Source organism: Kocuria varians (assembly GCF_006539885.1).
Lineage (GTDB): Bacteria > Actinomycetota > Actinomycetes > Actinomycetales > Micrococcaceae > Kocuria > Kocuria varians.
The window spans coordinates 63,734-81,032 of the sequence record NZ_BJNW01000012.1; the positions used below are offsets into that span (position 1 = coordinate 63,734).

General features: G+C 69.5%; 17 protein-coding genes. 16 read left to right on the plus strand and 1 reads right to left on the minus strand.

Translation table 11 applies throughout. The features are described from left to right. Positions 1 to 43: 43 nt before the first annotated feature. From prfA to KVA01_RS07765, 3 genes are all read left to right on the plus strand, one after another. Positions 44 to 1,153, plus strand: coding sequence for a peptide chain release factor 1 (prfA, locus tag KVA01_RS07755; protein WP_141269608.1), 1,110 nt, complete (start codon positions 44 to 46; stop codon positions 1,151 to 1,153). A 3-nt stretch (positions 1,154 to 1,156) separates the two neighbouring features. Next, on the plus strand, positions 1,157 to 2,023 hold the full coding sequence (gene prmC / locus KVA01_RS07760; RefSeq protein WP_068469417.1) for a peptide chain release factor N(5)-glutamine methyltransferase: 867 nt from the start codon (positions 1,157 to 1,159) through the stop codon (positions 2,021 to 2,023). Between the two features lie 136 nt (positions 2,024 to 2,159). Beyond that, on the plus strand, positions 2,160 to 3,179 hold the full coding sequence (locus KVA01_RS07765; RefSeq protein ID WP_233438805.1) for an L-threonylcarbamoyladenylate synthase: 1,020 nt from the start codon (positions 2,160 to 2,162) through the stop codon (positions 3,177 to 3,179). 200 nt (positions 3,180 to 3,379) lie between these two features. On the opposite strand, the gene KVA01_RS07770 is transcribed toward KVA01_RS07765, so the two are convergent. After that, a complete protein-coding gene (locus KVA01_RS07770) occupies positions 3,380 to 4,348 on the minus strand; it encodes an NAD-dependent epimerase/dehydratase family protein (RefSeq protein WP_068469419.1) in 969 nt (322 codons plus the stop codon). Positions 4,349 to 4,580: 232 nt separating this feature from the next. On the opposite strand from KVA01_RS07770, the gene KVA01_RS07775 reads away from it, so the two are divergent. The 13 genes from KVA01_RS07775 (at position 4,581) to atpD (ending at position 17,299) form a co-directional block, all read left to right on the plus strand. Then, positions 4,581 to 5,513 carry a glycosyltransferase gene (locus KVA01_RS07775; RefSeq protein WP_141269612.1) on the plus strand — a complete coding sequence of 311 codons (933 nt, stop codon included), beginning with the start codon at positions 4,581 to 4,583 and terminating at the stop codon, positions 5,511 to 5,513. Next, the gene (locus KVA01_RS07780; RefSeq protein WP_141269614.1) at positions 5,500 to 6,360 is read left to right on the plus strand and encodes a glycosyltransferase; all 861 of its coding nucleotides are present in this window, start codon (positions 5,500 to 5,502) and stop codon (positions 6,358 to 6,360) included. The genes KVA01_RS07775 and KVA01_RS07780 overlap by 14 nt, the downstream gene beginning before the upstream one ends. A 28-nt stretch (positions 6,361 to 6,388) precedes the next feature. Continuing rightward, positions 6,389 to 8,398: a polysaccharide biosynthesis protein gene (locus KVA01_RS07785; RefSeq protein ID WP_231860641.1), complete on the plus strand. Its 2,010-nt coding sequence runs from the start codon at positions 6,389 to 6,391 to the stop codon at positions 8,396 to 8,398. Further along, on the plus strand, positions 8,395 to 9,528 hold the full coding sequence (locus tag KVA01_RS07790; RefSeq protein WP_233438806.1) for an MraY family glycosyltransferase: 1,134 nt from the start codon (positions 8,395 to 8,397) through the stop codon (positions 9,526 to 9,528). The genes KVA01_RS07785 and KVA01_RS07790 overlap by 4 nt, the downstream gene beginning before the upstream one ends. Then, positions 9,525 to 10,094, plus strand: a complete 570-nt coding sequence (locus tag KVA01_RS07795; RefSeq protein WP_068469425.1) for a hypothetical protein — start codon at positions 9,525 to 9,527, stop codon at positions 10,092 to 10,094. The genes KVA01_RS07790 and KVA01_RS07795 overlap by 4 nt, the downstream gene beginning before the upstream one ends. Continuing rightward, positions 10,091 to 10,447, plus strand: a complete 357-nt coding sequence (locus KVA01_RS07800; protein WP_231860643.1) for an AtpZ/AtpI family protein — start codon at positions 10,091 to 10,093, stop codon at positions 10,445 to 10,447. The genes KVA01_RS07795 and KVA01_RS07800 overlap by 4 nt, the downstream gene beginning before the upstream one ends. 55 nt (positions 10,448 to 10,502) lie before the next feature. After that, entirely contained in the window at positions 10,503 to 11,294 is a 792-nt protein-coding gene (gene atpB / locus KVA01_RS07805; protein ID WP_068469427.1) for a F0F1 ATP synthase subunit A, read from the plus strand. Between the two features lie 114 nt (positions 11,295 to 11,408). Then, complete coding sequence (atpE, locus tag KVA01_RS07810) at positions 11,409 to 11,612, plus strand: ATP synthase F0 subunit C (RefSeq protein WP_012398047.1); 204 nt, start codon at positions 11,409 to 11,411, stop codon at positions 11,610 to 11,612. A 48-nt stretch (positions 11,613 to 11,660) separates the two neighbouring features. Continuing rightward, a complete protein-coding gene (locus KVA01_RS07815) occupies positions 11,661 to 12,212 on the plus strand; it encodes a F0F1 ATP synthase subunit B (RefSeq protein ID WP_068469428.1) in 552 nt (183 codons plus the stop codon). After that, entirely contained in the window at positions 12,212 to 13,024 is an 813-nt protein-coding gene (atpH, locus tag KVA01_RS07820) for an ATP synthase F1 subunit delta (RefSeq protein WP_068469430.1), read from the plus strand. The genes KVA01_RS07815 and atpH overlap by 1 nt, the downstream gene beginning before the upstream one ends. Positions 13,025 to 13,195: 171 nt before the next feature. Beyond that, positions 13,196 to 14,821 carry a F0F1 ATP synthase subunit alpha gene (gene atpA, locus KVA01_RS07825; RefSeq protein ID WP_141269616.1) on the plus strand — a complete coding sequence of 542 codons (1,626 nt, stop codon included), beginning with the start codon at positions 13,196 to 13,198 and terminating at the stop codon, positions 14,819 to 14,821. Between the two features lie 57 nt (positions 14,822 to 14,878). Beyond that, a complete protein-coding gene (locus KVA01_RS07830) occupies positions 14,879 to 15,790 on the plus strand; it encodes a F0F1 ATP synthase subunit gamma (RefSeq protein ID WP_141269618.1) in 912 nt (303 codons plus the stop codon). Between the two features lie 42 nt (positions 15,791 to 15,832). Beyond that, positions 15,833 to 17,299: a F0F1 ATP synthase subunit beta gene (gene atpD / locus KVA01_RS07835; RefSeq protein ID WP_141269620.1), complete on the plus strand. Its 1,467-nt coding sequence runs from the start codon at positions 15,833 to 15,835 to the stop codon at positions 17,297 to 17,299.

Consider the following 17,299-nt stretch of genomic DNA (forward strand, 5'->3'; position numbering starts at 1 on the left):
CGCCCGCGCGCCACGTCCCACCCGTCGAGAAGGAGAACGCCCCATGTCCGATCCCGTGCAGCCGCTGCTGGACGAGTACGCCCAGCTGCAACGTGAACTGGCGGACCCGGCGGTCCACGCGGACGCCGGCAGGGCCAGGAAACTGGGTCGGCGCTACTCGGAGCTCAACGGGATCGTGGACGCGCACCGCAGGGTGGAGCGCCTGTCCGAGGACCTCGAGGCCGCCCGCGAGCTCGGGAGCATGGATCCCGAGCTCGCGGCGGAGGTCAAGCCGCTCGAGGAGCAGCTGGGCGAGGCGCGCGAGGTGCTGCGCCGCAAGCTCGTCCCGCGGGACCCGGACGACGGCCGCAACGTGATCCTGGAGGTCAAGGCGGGGGAGGGCGGGGACGAGTCCGCGCTCTTCGCCGGTGACCTGCTGCGCATGTACATGCGCTTCGCGGAGCAGTCGGGGCTCAAGACCGAGATCCTGTCCTCCACCCCGACCGAGCTCGGTGGGTACAAGGACGTGCAGCTCGCGGTGAAGGGCACTTCCTCCGACCCGTCCGAGGGCGCGTGGGCCCGTTTCAAGTACGAGGGCGGGGTGCACCGGGTGCAGCGCGTGCCCGTGACCGAGTCGCAGGGCCGTGTGCACACCTCCGCCGCGGGGGTGCTGGTGTTTCCCGAGGTGGACGAGCCGGACGAGATCGACATCAGCCAGAACGACCTCAAGATCGACGTCTACCGCTCCTCCGGTCCGGGCGGTCAGTCGGTCAACACCACGGACTCCGCCGTGCGGATCACCCACGTGCCCACGGGCATCGTGGTGTCCATGCAGAACGAGAAGTCCCAGCTGCAGAACCGTGAGGCCGCCATGCGCGTGCTGCGGGCGCGGTTGCTCGCGCACCAGCAGGAGCAGATCGACGCCGAGAACGCCGCGGCCCGCAAGTCCCAGGTGCGCACGGTGGACCGCTCGGAGCGCATCCGCACCTACAACTTCCCGGAGAACCGGATCGCGGACCACCGCACGGGGTACAAGGCCTACAACCTGGACCACGTGCTGGACGGTGCCCTGGATCCTGTCATCGCCTCCGCGATCGAGCTCGACGAGCGGCACCGCCTCGAGCAGCTGAGCCAGGACACCTCGGGACAGGGGTCCGCGGGCCGGAAGAACTGACCCGTGGCCACGTCCCTCGCCCAGGCGATCGCCGGGGCCCGCCGTGAGCTCGCGGCCGCCGGGGTTGCCTCCCCGGACGCCGACGCCGCCCTGCTCGCCGCCCACGCCCTCGGCCTGAGCCGCGGGGAGACGGAGGCGAAGGCCATCCTGGGCGCCCCCGAACCCGCCGGCTACCGGGAACTCGTGGCGCGCCGCGTCCGGCGGGAACCCCTGCAGCACATCACCGGTCGGGCGCCGTTCCGGCAGCTGGACCTCGCGGTGGGGCCCGGAGTCTTCGTGCCGCGCCCGGAGACCGAGCTGCTCGTGCAGCTGGCACTGGACCACGCGAGGCAGTGGCGCGAGCACGGTGAGGTGCACCCCGCCGTCGTCGACCTCGGGAGCGGAAGCGGGGCCATTGCCCTGGCCGTGGCCACCGAGGACCCGGCGTGCCGCGTGACCGCGGTCGAGCGGGAGCCGGAGGCGCTGCGCTGGACGCGGCAGAACCTGGCAGGCAGCCGGGTCCGGCTGCTCGAGTGCGACTACCGCGACGTCACGGTCGAGGGCTCCGGGCGCTTCTGCGTGGTCGTGACCAACCCCCCGTACGTCCCCGTCGGGGAAGTTCCTGGGGATCCGGAGGTTCGCGACTACGACCCGCCCACGGCGCTCTACGGTGGGGACGAGAGCGGCATGCTCTTCCCCGCCGCGGCCATGGACACGGCGCTGCGGCTGCTGCGCCCCGGTGGCAGCTTCGTCATGGAGCACGCGGAGTCGCAGGTCGAGACGGTGGCCGATGCGCTGAGCCGCCGGGGTTTCGTGGACGTGCAGTGCCATCGCGACCTCACGGACCGGCCCCGGGCCACGACCGCCTTCCTGCCGGGGGAGCGGGACTGAACCCGGCGCGCGGGCACCGCACGCCGTGACGACCGACGCGGCGTGACGGGCCCAGGGGTTGACCGGTCCGACGATGAGGTACCCGAGCCCGCCAGGCCGTGGAAGAACAGGCAACACGTGAGCAGAGGAGATGCGCGTGAGTGAGATCAGGCCCTGCGGGAGCCAGGAAGAACTCGACGACGCCGTGGCGCGGGCCGCGGAGGTCGTCACCGAGGGCGGGTGCATCGTCCTGCCCACGGACACCGTCTACGGGATCGGCTGCGACGCCTTCTCGGCCGCGGGTGTCCAGGCCCTGCTGGGTGCCAAAGGACGCACCCGCGAAATGCCGCCGCCCGTGCTGATCGCCCGGCCGGCCGTCATGGACGGGCTCGCGGACGAGGTCTCCGCGGAGGCCCGCGCCCTCGCGGAGGCGTTCTGGCCCGGTGCGCTGACCATCGTGTGCTGGGCCCAGCCCACGCTCGGCTGGGACCTCGGCGAGACGCACGGCACCGTGGCCCTGCGCGTCCCCGACGACCGCGTGACGCGCGCGGTCCTCGAGCGCGTGGGACCCATGGCCGTGAGCTCGGCCAACCGGACCGGCATGCCCGCCGCGCGCACCGCGCGGGCTGCGCAGGAGATGTTGCAGAACCGTGTGCCCCTCTATCTCGACGACGGCGTCCGCCCCGTCGCGGATGCCGCCTCCGGTGCACAGGACGTGGCCTCGACCATCGTGGACTGCACGGGGGAGACGCCGGTGGTGCTGCGTCACGGTGCCATCACTCTCGAGCGGCTCCGCGAGGTGGTGCCCACGGTCCACGGGGGAGCGCAGGGCGAATCGGCCCCCGCCACCGCGGCGGAGGTTGCCGATTCCGGAATCCCGTCCGCGGGTGGAACCGCGGCGTCGGCGTCGACGTCGGCCACAGGCCCGGATGGTGTGGCCGGCGGGGATGCGACCACTGCGACCGGAGCAGAGGCCGACCCGCAGGCTGAGATTGACGTCTCGGACGACGAAATCGTCACCTCGATGGTCCTGGAGTCCACCGTGGCCGAGGACCGTCCCGTGGACCAGGGGCGCGACCGCAGTGTGCGCCCGGAACCGCGGTGGGGTGGCACGAGCGCGCTGAGCATGGACGAGGCGCGGCGCCTCGTGGGGGACCCGGACCCGGACCCGGAGTAAACGGTGCCCGCGCACCGGGACTGAGCGGAGTCGTCGCCCGCAGACGCATCGGCGACCCCCGGCGGTCGGCCCGGCTGGCCGACCTAGGAAGCATGACCACGGGGTGACAACCACGCACCGCAGGGTCCATGACCGAGGGCCCGCCCCTCCACCGTGCAGTGCGGTGAGGGGCGGGCCCTTCGTCGTGCCGGGTGGGCGGCTCAGCGCCCGAGCGCGAGGTGCGCCTGGCGCAGGATCTCCTGGACGTGCGGCTCGGGGATCACATGGTGCTCGTGGGCCCAGCCGGGGACCTGGCGCTGGCCGAACCACGTGACCTCGAGGCGGCGGATGAGTCCCGCGTAACGGTGGCCGACCACGCTGGAGCCGAAGCGCGCGGTGGCGATGACCGCGCGGCACAGCCACGGGGGCAGGCTCGTGGGGTGGCGGCGGCCGGCGTCGCGCAGCACGGACCCGGTGGTCGCGCCCTCCCACGGCTGCAGGATCACCGGCGGCAGTGCACCCGGGAACTCGCCCACGGACGCCGTGAACTGGGCGAGCGCCGTGACCGACGTGACAGGAGTGGGGGCGGTACCGTCGCCGGCCACCGAGCTCAGCGGCGACGAGGCGAAGCGGGCGAGCAGACGCGTGGTACGGCGGTCGCTGCCCATCACGGACGTCGCCCGGATGACGGTGATCTCCGGGGCCCGGTCCTCCCCCTCCCACTGCGAGTGCAGGCGGTAGAGCGCCGACTCCCCGAGGGCCTTGGAGAACGAGTAGGGGGAGAACGGCGCGGTGCGGATGGACTCGTCGAGCACGGGGGCGTCCGCCTGCACGGACGCTGAGCTCATGTGGATCACGCGGCGCACACCCGTGCGGTGCGCGGCGAGAGCCACGAGAACGGGGAGCAGCGCGTTGGCGCCGGTCAGGGACTGCTGGTGCGTCTGGTCGGGTGCGGCGAGGCCTGCGGCGTTGACGACGGTGTCGGCGCCGGCGAAGGACTCCGCCAGGTAGTCGATCACGGATTCCAGACGGTGTGCGTGCTCGATGAGGTGGTGGACGGTGGTCGCCGGAGAAGCAAGGCGGGGTGTGGCCACCGGGGTGACCTGGACGTCGCGTGAGCGAAGGGCGGTGGTGATGGCGGAACCGATGAAGCCCGTTGCTCCGAGGACGCGCCAACTGTGTGCCGTCACTGTGTGTCTCCTCCCGTGATGGTTGTCCCATCGTACGGTAGCGCCGGGCCCCTCGGCGGCGCGGTGCGCGCCATGCGGAATCCGTCCCGGCGGCGTCGAGCGGATGCCAAGGTGGCGGTTGGTAGACTCCGGGACGTCGCGGCTGAGCCGTGACGAATCCCTGTCCCACCAGGGTGTTCGGACTCCGCGACCCTGCTTCTCCACCTTTCACACGACAACACCCGGGGGCGTCATGACGGACACCGACTCGAGGGCCGCGGCACGGCCGGACGCGATCGTGAGTGTCGCGTGCGTGACCCAGGACCGGCCGCGTGACGTGGCGGCCCTCATCGACGGGCTGCGCTCCCAGACCGACCCCGTGGCGAGCCTGTGCCTCGTGGACGCCGGGCGCACCGCGCTCGACGAGGCCGAGCTGCTGGAGCGCATCGACGGCACCTTCAGCCTCCACTACCGCCGCTCGGTAGCCAACCTGGGTGGCGCCGGCGGCTTCTCGCTGGCGATCCTCACGGCCCTGGCGAGCGGCGCGGAGCAGGTCTGGCTCATGGACGACGACGCCCACCCCGAGGACCCGGACTGCCTGCGGGTGCTGCGCACGGCCGCCCGTGAACGGGGTCTCGCCGTGGTCTCCCCGCTGATCGTGGCGCCGCAGGACCACGAGCTGCTCTCCTTCCCGTACCGCCTTGAGGGCGGCATCACGCACCGGCGCGAGGACCTCGTCCCGCTCGGCTTCCTCGACTCGTACGCCAACTTCTTCAACGGCGCTCTCATGGACGAGTCGGTCTTCTTCCGGGTGGGTCTGCCGGACCTCAAGCTCTTCCTGCGCGGGGACGAGGTGGACTTCCTCGTGCGGCTGCGCAAGAGCGGTCTGCCGTTCGGCACCGTGACCACCACGGCCGTGTCCCACCCGCCCGGGTGGGAGGAGGAGCACGTGGTGATCCCCGGCAAGCTGCAGGTGCTGATCCCCCCGGGGGAGTTCAAGCAGAAGCACTTCTTCCGCAACCGCGGCTACGTGTCCTGGCGCTACAAGCGCGTGGTCCAGCTGGGAGCGGACGTCATCGGGTACCCCGCGCACTACCTCAAGAACAGGGACCTGAAGGGGTTGCGCACCTGGGCGCGGCTCTACGGCAACGGCATTCGCGGGCGTGGTTTCGGTGGCCCTCGCTGAACCGCTGACGGCCTCCGAGCTGCCCGCCCGATTCTCGGTCCTGCTGCCCGTCTACGCGGGGGACACGCCCGAGCGGGTGCGCCGCGCCGTCGAGTCGAACACCGTGGAGCAGACCCGCCCGCCCGCCGAGCTGGTGGTCGTGCAGGACGGCCCCGTGGCCCCGGAGCTGGACGCCGAGCTGGAGCGGATCGCCCGGGAGTCACCGGTTCCGGTTCGCCTGGTGCGGATCCCGCAGAACCGGGGGCTCGCGCACGCCCTGCGCACGGCCCTGCCGCTGTGCGCGTACGACGTCGTGGCGCGCGCGGACGCGGACGACGTCGCCTACCCCGAGCGTTTCGAGCGCCAGCTCCCGCTGGTCGAGGGCGGCGCGGACCTCGTCGGCTCCGCGATGCACGAGATCGGGGACGACGAGACCCGGCCCGTTGCCCTGCGCACCGCCCCCGTGGGTGCGGAGCGCATCGCGGCAGTCAGCCGGCGTCGCAACCCGATCTCGCACCCCACCGTCGTGCTGCGCCGCAGCGCCGTGGAGCGCGTGGGCGGCTACGAGGACGCCCCCATGGCCGAGGACTACTGGCTGTGGGCACGCATGCTGCACGCCGGCGCGGACGTGCGCAACGTCGCGGAGCCCCTCGTGGGCTACCGCGTGTCCGCGGGCTCCTACGAACGCCGTGGCGGCTACCGCGTGCTGCGCGCAGAACTCGCGCTGCAGGCCAGGTTGCGGGCGCTGGGCCACGTGGGGTTCCTACAATGGGCCACGAACGTCATGGTGCGCGGTGGCTACCGGTTCGTGCCCGTCCGGGTGCGTGAAGCCGCCTACCGACTCATGGTGGGCCGTCGCCACGACTGACCCGCGCGCCCGAAAGGACAACGGCCCCATGCCCAACTCCCCGAGCCCCACCCCCAGAGGCGAGAAACCCGTCGCGTGGCTGTGGATCCAGATGATCCTGGACTCCGTGGCGTGGATCGTGGCGCTGTGGGTTGCGGTGCTGCTGCGCTTCGAGCTCAACATCGACCTCGTCTCGGTGGGCGGGGTCGTGGCCACGTGCGTCGTGGCGGTGGTGCTGCAGTTGCTCGTGGGCTTCTCCTTCGCGCTCTACAAGGGCCGCTACTCGTTCGGCAGCTTCGAGGAGGCCAAGCTGCTCGTGGTCGTCACGGTCATCGTGACGGCACTGCTCGAAGGTGTGCTGCTGGTCTTCGGCGTGACGCTGTGGGTGCCGCGCTCGCTCGGCTTCATCGCGTTCCCGTTCGCGTGCCTGCTCATGGCGGCGTTCCGCTACCTCAAGCGCATGTACCAGGAGTCCACGGCCAAGCCGGGGCACGAGGCGCAGCACGTGGTGATCTTCGGTGCCGGTGCGCTCGGCACGTTCCTGGTGCACCGCATGATGCAGGACCCGGCCTCCGGCTTCCTGCCCGTGGCCCTGCTGGACGACGACCCCGCCAAGAAGCACCTGCGGATCTCCTCGGTGCCGGTCATGGGCACCCTGCACGACGCCGCCTCCGTCCTGGAGCACACGCGCGCCGGGGTGCTCATCGTGGCGCTGGCGGACGCGGACCCGCGCACCATGCAGCGTGTCTCGGACGCCGTGGAGGGCACGGGGACCCGCGTGATGACGGTGCCCCCGCTGACCGAGATGCTCACCGGCGGCAACCAGAGCGTGGACCTGCGCGACATCGCCATGGAGGACCTGATCGGTCGGCGACCCGTGGACATCCACGTGGACGCCATCGCCGGGTACGTCACGGGCAAGCGCGTGCTCGTCACCGGTGCGGGCGGGTCCATCGGCTCGGAGCTGTGCCGTCAGCTCGTGGGCTTCGAGCCCGCGGAGCTGATCATGGTGGACCGTGACGAGACCGGTCTGCAGACCACTCAGATCTCCATCACCGGCCGGGGCCTGCTGGACGGCAACGACACCGTGCTGTGTGACATCCGCGACGCCGACGCCCTGGACAAGGTCTTCCAGGAGCGCCGCCCGGAGGTGGTCTTCCACGCGGCGGCCCTGAAGCACGTCTCCCTCCTGGAGCAGTACCCGGACGAGGCCTGGAAGACGAACGTCATGGGCTCCCTGCACGTCCTGGACGCCGCGGCCTCCGTGGACGTGGACGTGTTCGTCAACGTGTCCACGGACAAGGCCGCCAACCCCACCACGGTGCTCGGGCACTCCAAGCGCGTCGCGGAGAAGCTCACCGCGTGGATGGGCGAGCGCACCGGCAAGCGCTACGCGTCCGTGCGCTTCGGCAACGTCTTCGGCTCCCGCGGGTCCATGCTCCCGCTGTTCGCGGAGCAGATCCGCCAGGGCGGCCCCATCACGGTGACCCACGCGGATGCCACGCGCTACTTCATGACCATCCCGGAGGCGTGCCAGCTCGTGATCCAGGCCGGGGCGATCGCCCGCGGCGGCGAGGTGCTCATCCTGGACATGGGGGAGCCCGTGCGGATCCTGGACATCGCCCAGCGGCTGCGCGCGATGTCCGGGCGGGAGGACATCGCCATCGAGATCACGGGGCTGCGCCACGGCGAGAAGCTGCACGAGGACCTGATCGGCACGGGGGAGAGGGACGAGCGCCCGTTCCACCCCAAGATCTCCCACGCGAAGGCCGAGCGGCTGGACCCGGCGAACCTGGACCGCCACGTGTGGAAGGTCCGCGGCGGCATGATGTTCACGGGCTCCATCCCGCAGGTGGTCGTGAGCACGCAGCCCAAGATCACGAACTTCTCCGTGCCCCGGGCCGCGGCGGCCACGCCCCACGGCACCGAGGCGCCCCACGACACGGACACGGCCCACCACACGGACGCAGCCCGCCACGGAGACCCGTCGCACGGCAGAGACGCTTCCGACAGCACCGACTCCTCCCACGACCTCCACGCCGGACGGGACCGTTCATGAGCGCCCTCGCACCCCTGGCCCCCGGTCTCGTGACCGCCGCCGGTCAGGCACCGATGCCCCTGGCCATGGCCGATCCCGCCACCGTGACGGACGCGGAGGCCCTGGAGTTCTTGCTGCACCCCGCACCGCTCGCACTGGGACTCTCCTTCGCGCTCTCGCTCGTGCTCCCGTTCGTGGTGAAGCCGTGGCTCACGCGATGGGGGATCATCGACATCCCCTCGGACCGCTCGTCGCACTCCATGCCGGTGCTGCGCGGCATGGGGTTGGCCGTCGCGATCTCCCTGGCCGTGACCTGCGCGCTGGCCCTGTGCGTGGGGCTGATCCCCGTCGACCGCTCGATCGCGCTGGTGGTGCTCGCCATGATCGTGGCGAGTGCCGCGCTCGGCTGGGCCGAGGACTACCGTGGCGTCTCCATCAGCATGCGCCTCGGCGCTCAGGCGGCTATCGGCGCGCTCGGCACGGGCGCCATGATCTTCGCGCTCGGCGTTCCCGCCTGGTGGTGGCCGGTGGGGGTCGTGGCCACGGTCGCCTACATCAACATCGCCAACTTCATGGACGGCATCAACGGCATCTCGGGGCTGCACGGCGGCGCCGTAGGACTGCTCTACGCATGGGCGGGGGCCACGAACGGCATGCCGTGGATGGTGTGCGCGGGGCTTGCGCTCGCGGGCGCGTTCCTGGGCTTCCTGCCCTGGAACCTGGGGCGCGGCACGGTCTTCCTGGGGGACGTGGGCTCCTACGTGCTGGGCGGGTCCATTGCCGCGATCGCCATCGGGGCCTTCCTCTCCGGCGTGTACGTGGAGTACCTGCTGCCGCCGCTGATGATCTATCTCGCGGACACCGCCGTGACCCTGGTGCTGCGCATCCGCCGCGGCGAGGTCTGGTACAAGCCGCACCGCCAGCACGCCTACCAGCGACTCACGGACGCGGGCCTCTCGCACGTCCAGTCCGCGCTCGTGGTCACCACGGCCACGGTGCTCGTGAGCCTGATCTCGCTCTACGGCCTCTGGGCCTCGGGCACGGGCTCGGCGATCGCCGGCCTGGCCGTGGTTCTCGTCATCGTCGCCTACCTCGCCTCGCCCGCGGTGCTGAGGCGGCTGCGTGCGCGCGGTGCGGAGCCGCGGCCGTGAGCGGCACTCGCCCCGCCGCCCCGGCGCCGGCGTCCGCCGAAGAACCGGGGGAGCAGTCCACGCCCGGACCGGTCACGGGCGACGGCTACGGTCGCGGCGTCGTCCTCGCCTCCATGGGCGGGGTGGTCGTCGGCACGCTGCTCGTGGCCGCCTCCTACGGTGTCGACGCCGCCGCCCCCCTGCGCTCCGGCGGCTTCGGCGCGGGCCTCGTGGCGGTGAGCACCGGTGCGACGGCGCTCGTGTCGGCCCTGCTCTACCGAGCTGCTCCGGCGGCGACCGCGCCCGCACTCGCCGCGCTCTACCTCGTGAAGGTGATGGTCTTCGGCTGGCTGCTGCTCGTCCCGGGGGCACCGCCGTGGCTCGTCCCCCCGGCATTCGTCGCGGCCGCGGTGGTCACACTCGTGGCCGCGATGGTGGCGTTCGCCGTGATCGCCCGGCGCGTTTCGGCGCGGGCCGCACTCGGGCGCCCCGTCCAGGACGACGCCGCCCCGGACGCCAGCACCTCGAACGAGAACGCGACGGTCGCCGTCGCGCCGTCACAGACCTCCGGAAGGACCAGCCCATGACTCCCGCACCCGGCCAGGAGGAGCCACGGGGACCCCGAGACCTGCGCAACCTCTCCGAGCGCTACAAGAAGTCCGCCCGCCAGGACACCCTCTACACCGCGGGGGAGCTCGTGGAGCGCGGGGGTCTCGGAGGTGGTCTCGCCGTGCTGCTGTATGTCGTGGTCGGTGCGGTGTTTTGGAGTTTGGTAGGCTGGTTCCTGGATCACCTGCTGGGAACACGGTGGATTGTGATCGCGGGAGCCGTGTTCGGCGCGTCCGCCGGGGTGTACCTCGGCTCCCTCCACATGAGGGACGCACTGAACCACGGTGATCACCCGCATGGAGACCCCGTCGGAGACAAGGATGTCGACTGAACTGGGCCACCAGCCCAGAGCGTGACCGGTCTGGATACCGCAGAAAGGACCCGTATTGAACCCCGCCCTGAGGATTCCGGCCGAATTCGTGGCCCCGTCCACGGAAGATGCTCATCTTCCCCCGTTCTTCGAAGTGGGGTCCTTCGCCTTCGGTAAGCAGTCTCTGCTGATCCTGCTGTCGGTGGTCATCATCGCCGGCTTCTTCCTGTTCGTGATCCGCCGCCGCGCCATGGTGCCCTCCAAGGGCCAGTTCCTCGGGGAGATGGGCTACGGGTTTGTCCGCAACCACCTGGGCCGCGACATCATCGGCGAGAAGGACTTCCGCCCCTACGTCCCGCTGCTGTTCACCTTCTTCTTCTTCATCCTGGTGAACAACCTCTTCGGCTCCATCCTGGTGCTGCAGCTGCCCACCTTCGCGCACCCGGGCTCCGCCTACGTGGTGGCCGCCATCGCGTACGTCGTGTGGGTGTTCGTGGGCATCAAGCGTCACGGCTTCGGGCAGTTCATGGTCAAGATGACCATGCCCCCGAACGTGCCGAAGATCCTCTACGTGATCCTCATCCCGCTCGAGTTCCTCTCGAACCTGATCATCCGCCCCGTGACCCACGCGCTGCGTGTGTTCGCCACGATGTTCGCCGGCCACATGGCCATCATGGTCGCCGCAGCGCTGACCGCGTTCCTCGCCACCCAGGTGGGCGGCGTCCTCGGTATCGGCGGATCGATCTTCGGCATCATCCTGGGGCTCTTCATCTACTTCCTCGAGGTCCTCATCCAGGTCCTCCAGGCATACATCTTCACCCTGCTGTTCGCCGTGTACGTCCAGGGCGCACTGCAGGAGGGGCACTAGCCCCACGAAGGAGCGCGACCTCCGGGCCGCTCAACTCTGACCATCGCTCGCTTACGATTCCCGTAACGGCACCACGGCCCGCGCCCGCGGGCACCCAGAAAGGAAATATCCACAATGGAAGGTTCGCTTAGCGTCATTGGCTATGGTCTCGCTGCCATCGGCGGTGGCATCGGTGTGGGTCTCATCTTCGCTGCGTACATGCAGTCCGTGGCCCGCCAGCCCGAGTCCCAGCGAGTCCTGCAGCCCATGCTGTTCATGGGCTTCGCCGTGGTCGAGGCCCTGGCCATCCTCGGTCTGGTCCTGGCGTTCATCAAGTAGGGCAACGCCCATCGGACAAGCCCTAACTAGAGAACAGGAATCGCGCTCATGAACGCAATGGTGTTGGCAGCTGAAGAGGCCAAGAGTCCTCTTTTCCCCGACAGCTGGGAAATGCTGATCACCGGCATCGGGTTCGTGATTCTGCTCTTCATCGCGGCCAAGTACATCGTCCCGGCGTTCGAGAAGGTCTTCAAGGACCGCGCGGACGCCATCGAGGGTGGACTTGCCAAGGCCAAGGCCGCCCTGGCCGAGGCCAAGGCTGCTCGCGACGAGTACAACCAGCAGCTCGAAAGTGCCCGGCTCGAGGCCCAGAAGATCCGTGAGGAAGCTCGCTCAGAGGGCGAGAAGATCCTGGCGGACTTCAAGGATCGCGCCAACCTCGAATCCGCTCGGATCACCGAGAACGCCCACAAGGCCATCGAGGCCGAGCGTGCGGCCGCCGTGGTGTCCCTGCGCGTCGAGGTCGGCACTCTGGCAACGCAGCTCGCCTCCAAGATCGTCGGGGAGTCCTTGAAGGACGACGACCGCGCCAACCGCGTGGTTGATCGCTTCCTGGCCGATCTTGATGCCGAGCAGGGCCGTACAGGAGCTGCACGGTAATGGCAGAAGCATCGAACGAACCCTACCGCCCGCTCACCGTGGACGTGGACCGCTGGGCGCACGGCGCGAGTGCCGAGATCAGCTCCCAGCTGTTCGAGATCCTCGACATCGTGGACGGCAACGGCACCCTGCGCCGCGCCCTGACGGATCCCTCGCGGTCTGCCGAGGACCGGGCCCGCCTCGTGCACACGCTCCTCGACGGCAAGGCCCACGAGGTCGCCGTGGACATCGTCGCGAACCTCGCCTCCCAGCGCAGCGCCACCGAGCGCCAGCTGGGGGACAGGATCGAACGGACCGCGGTGCTGCTCGCAGCGGCCGCGGCCGAGAACCGCGGCGGCGTCGAGGCCCTCGAATCGCTCGTGGACGAACTCCTCGGGTTCAAGTCCATGCTCGACCGCTCCGCGGACGTGCAGTGGGCGTTCTCCGACCCCCGCGCGAGCGCGCAGGCCAAGGTCACCCTGGCCCGTCGTCTCATGACGGCGCAGTCGGAGGAGGCACGTCTGCTCGTGGAGCGGGCGGTCAGCGAACCGCGCGGTGCACTGCCCGGGCGTCTGCTCGAGCAGTTCGCCCAGTGGGTCGCGGACCGGCAGCAGCGCGGGATCGCCCGCGTGCAGACGGCCAGGCCGTTGCGTGAGGACCAGGTGGCCAAGCTGCGGGACGGACTGAACCGGTTGTACGGACGGGACCTGAAGCTGACCACGGAGACCAACCCCGCCCTCGTGGGTGGGTTGCGCGTCCGGGTCGGTGAGGAGATCATCGACGGCTCCGTCACGCACCGGCTGGACCAGCTGCAGCAGCGGATCGGAGCCTGATCCTCACGTGGAGCGAGGATCGCGGGGAGTCGGTCGATGCCGGCATCTCGTCGCGTTGCCTCCACGGGCCGCCCGGGCGGTTGCACGGCGATGGGGCAACGCATCGCGACAAGAAGAAGCTTGGTCATTGCTCACGCGATGATCACACGACGTAGAGAGCAGGGACAGCAGATGGCCGATGTGACCATCAATGCCGATGAGGTCCGTAGGGCGCTGAACGATTTCGTGGCGTCCTACGACCCCGGCAACGTGGAACGTGTAGAAGTAGGACGCGTGTCGTCCGCAGCGGACGGCATCGCACATGTGGAGGGTCTGCCCTCCGTCATGGCGAACGAGTTGCTCAAGTTCGAGAACGGGGTGCTGGGCCTGGCCCTGAACCTCGACACCCGCGACATCGGCGTCGTGGTCCTCGGTGACTTCCAGGGCATCGAGGAGGGCCAGGAGGTCCACCGCACCGGTGAGGTGCTCTCCGTCCCCGTGGGCGAGGGCTACCTCGGTCGCGTGGTGGACCCGCTGGGCGAGCCCCTCGACGACCTCGGCCCCATCGCCACGGACGGCCGCCGCGAGCTCGAGCTCCAGGCGCCCGGCGTGACCATGCGCAAGTCCGTGCACGAGCCGCTGCAGACCGGCATCAAGGCCATCGACGCCATGATCCCGATCGGTCGCGGCCAGCGTCAGCTGATCATCGGCGACCGTCAGACCGGCAAGACCGCGATCGCGGTGGACGCCATCCTGAACCAGCGCTCCAACTGGGAGTCCGGCGACGTCGACAAGCAGGTCCGCTGCATCTACGTGGCCATCGGTCAGAAGGCCTCGACCATCGCGGCCGTGCGCCAGACCCTCGAGGACAACGGTGCCCTGGACTACACGACCATCGTGGCGGCCCCCGCCTCGGAGTCGGCCGGTCTGAAGTACCTCGCCCCCTACGCCGGCTCGGCCATCGGCCAGCACTGGATGTACGGCGGCAAGCACGTGCTGATCGTCTTCGACGACCTCTCCAAGCAGGCGGAGGCCTACCGTGCCGTGTCCCTGTTGCTGCGCCGTCCGCCGGGACGCGAGGCGTACCCCGGTGACGTGTTCTACCTGCACTCCCGCCTGCTCGAGCGCTGCGCCAAGCTCTCGGACGAGCTGGGCGCGGGCTCGATGACCGGCCTGCCGATCATCGAGACGAAGGCGAACGACGTCTCGGCGTTCATCCCGACCAACGTCATCTCCATCACCGACGGTCAGATCTTCCTGCAGTCGGACCTGTTCAACGCCAACCAGCGTCCCGCCGTCGACGTGGGCATCTCGGTGTCCCGCGTGGGCGGTGCCGCGCAGGTGAAGGCCATGAAGAAGGTCTCCGGCACGCTGAAGCTGGACCTCGCGTCCTACCGCTCCATGCAGGCGTTCGCCATGTTCGCCTCGGACCTGGACGCCGCCTCGCGCCAGCAGCTGACCCGCGGTGAGCGGCTGATGGAGCTGCTGAAGCAGCCCCAGTACACGCCGTACCCCGTGGCGGACCAGGTCGTGTCGATCTGGGCCGGCACCACCGGTCAGCTCGACGACGTCGAGGTCGCCAACGTCGCGGAGTTCGAGCGCGCGCTGCTGGACCAGGTCCGTCGCACCACCAACGTGATGGACTCGATCAACTCCACCGGCAAGCTCGAGGGCGACGCGATCGAGGCCCTGAAGACGGCGGTGGCCGAGGTCAAGCGCGACTTCCACGGCTCGAAGCACGGCATCGAGCCGGGCGTGGAGGAGCACGAGAGCCTCGGCGCGAGCGCTGTGAACCAGGAAACGATCGTCAAGAAGTAGCCGTTCCGGTGGTGCGCCGTTCGCCGGCGCACCACCGCGGTGCCGAAAGGAAATTTCATGGGAGCGCAGATTCGGGTCTACCGACAGAAGATCGCGTCCACCTCGTCGATGAAGAAGATCTTCAAGGCGATGGAGATGATCGCGACCTCGCGCATCAGCAAGTCCCGGCAGAGCCTCGAAGGTGCGTACCCGTACGCCAACGCGCTGACCCGCGCGGTTTCCCAGATCGCCACGCAGCACAACATCTCCCACCCGCTGACCACCGTTGCGGACGACGTCCGGCGCTCGGCCGTCGTGGTCTTCACGTCGGACCGCGGTCTGGCAGGGTCGTACTCCTCGAACGTGCTCAAGCGCACGGAGCAGTTGCTCGAGCTGTTGCGTTCGCAGGGCAAGGAGGTCCGGGTCTACCTCGTGGGCCGCAAGGCCAAGGCGTACTTCGACTTCCGGCACCGTGACTACGACGACTTCTGGACGGGTCACACGGACAACGCGAGCACCGAGCGCGCCGAGGAGCTCACGGACCGTCTGATGAGCGACATCAACGCGTCCTACGAGGACGCCGGCGTGGACGAGGTCCTGCTGGTGTACACGCAGTTCAACTCCATGGTGAACCAGGAGCCGCGGGTGCTGCGCCTGCTGCCGCTGGAGGTCGTGGACGCGAACGACCTGGGGGACGACGTCGCACAGCGCTACGACGCCCTGGAGGACCACCACAACAACTTCGAGTTCGAGCCGAACCCCGAAGAGGTCTTCAACCAGATCCTGCCCCGGTACGTGAAGGCGCGTGTCTACTCGGCCCTGTGCCACGCGGCGTCGAGCGAACTGGCCTCCCGACAGCGCGCCATGAAGGCGGCCGGGGACAACGCCACGGAGCTCATCAAGAAGTACACGCGCTTGATGAACAACGCCCGTCAGGCCGAGATCACCACCGAGTTGACCGAGATCGTCAGCGGCGCAGAGGCCCTGTAAGCCCGCGTCCACCCCATTGCCAGCCGAAACGAAGTGAGAGAGATGACTGCCACTATCAACGACCAGGCGACGCAGCCGGTCAACGCGGGCGGCACCGGCCGCATCGCTCGTGTGATCGGCCCCGTGGTCGACGTCGAGTTCCTCGAGAACCAGGTTCCGGACCTCTACAACGCGCTGACCGCGGATTACGTGTTCAACGGCACGCCGCGGCGCATCACCTTCGAGACCGCCCAGCACCTCGGCTCCAATGTGGTGCGCGCGATCTCCCTGCAGCAGACGGACGGCCTCGTGCGCGGCACCCCGGTGCAGGACACGGGTGCTCCGATCTCCGTGCCCGTGGGCGACGTGGTCAAGGGCCACATCTTCAACGTGCTGGGCGACGCCCTGGACCTGCCGACCTCCGAGCTGGACGTCCAGGAGCGCTGGCCCATCCACCGCAAGGCGCCGTCCTTCGCGGAGCTCGAGGGCAGCACCGAGATGATGGAGACGGGCATCAAGTCCATCGATCTCCTGACCCCCTACATCAAGGGCGGCAAGATCGGCCTCTTCGGCGGCGCCGGCGTGGGCAAGACGGTGCTCATCCAGGAGATGATCACCCGTGTGGCCCGCAACTTCGGCGGCACCTCGGTGTTCGCCGGTGTGGGCGAGCGCACCCGTGAGGGCAACGACCTCTGGGTCGAGATGGAGGAGGCGGGCGTCCTTAAGGACACCGCCCTTGTGTTCGGCCAGATGGACGAGCCGCCCGGAACGCGTCTGCGCGTGGCCCTGACCGGTCTGACCATGGCGGAGTACTTCCGCGATGTCCAGTACCAGGACGTGCTGCTGTTCATCGACAACATCTTCCGGTTCACCCAGGCCGGCTCCGAGGTCTCGACCCTGCTGGGTCGCATTCCCTCGGCCGTGGGTTACCAGCCCACCCTCGCGGACGAGATGGGTGTGCTCCAGGAGCGCATCACCTCCACCCGTGGCCACTCCATCACGTCCATGCAGGCCATCTACGTGCCCGCGGACGACTACACGGACCCGGCCCCGGCCACCACGTTCGCTCACCTGGACGCCACCACCGAGCTCTCCCGTGAGATCGCGTCGCGTGGTCTGTACCCCGCGATCGACCCGCTGTCCTCGACGTCGCGCATCCTGGACCCGCAGTACGTGGGCCAGACGCACTACGACGTCGCGACCCGCGTGAAGTCGATCCTGCAGGAGAACAAGGAGCTGCAGGACATCATCGCGATCCTCGGCGTCGAGGAGCTCTCCGAGGAGCAGAAGGTCGTCGTGTCCCGCGCACGTCGCATCGAGCAGTTCCTCTCGCAGAACACCTACACGGCCAAGCAGTTCACCGGTGTGGAGGGCTCCACGGTTCCCCTCGAGGAGACCATCGAGGCCTTCGGCAAGATCTGCGACGGCGAGCTGGACAACGTTCCGGAGCAGGCGTTCTACAACGTCGGCGGCCTGGACGACGTCATGCGTCGCTGGGACGAGATCAAGGCCGAGACGGGCGAGAAGTAA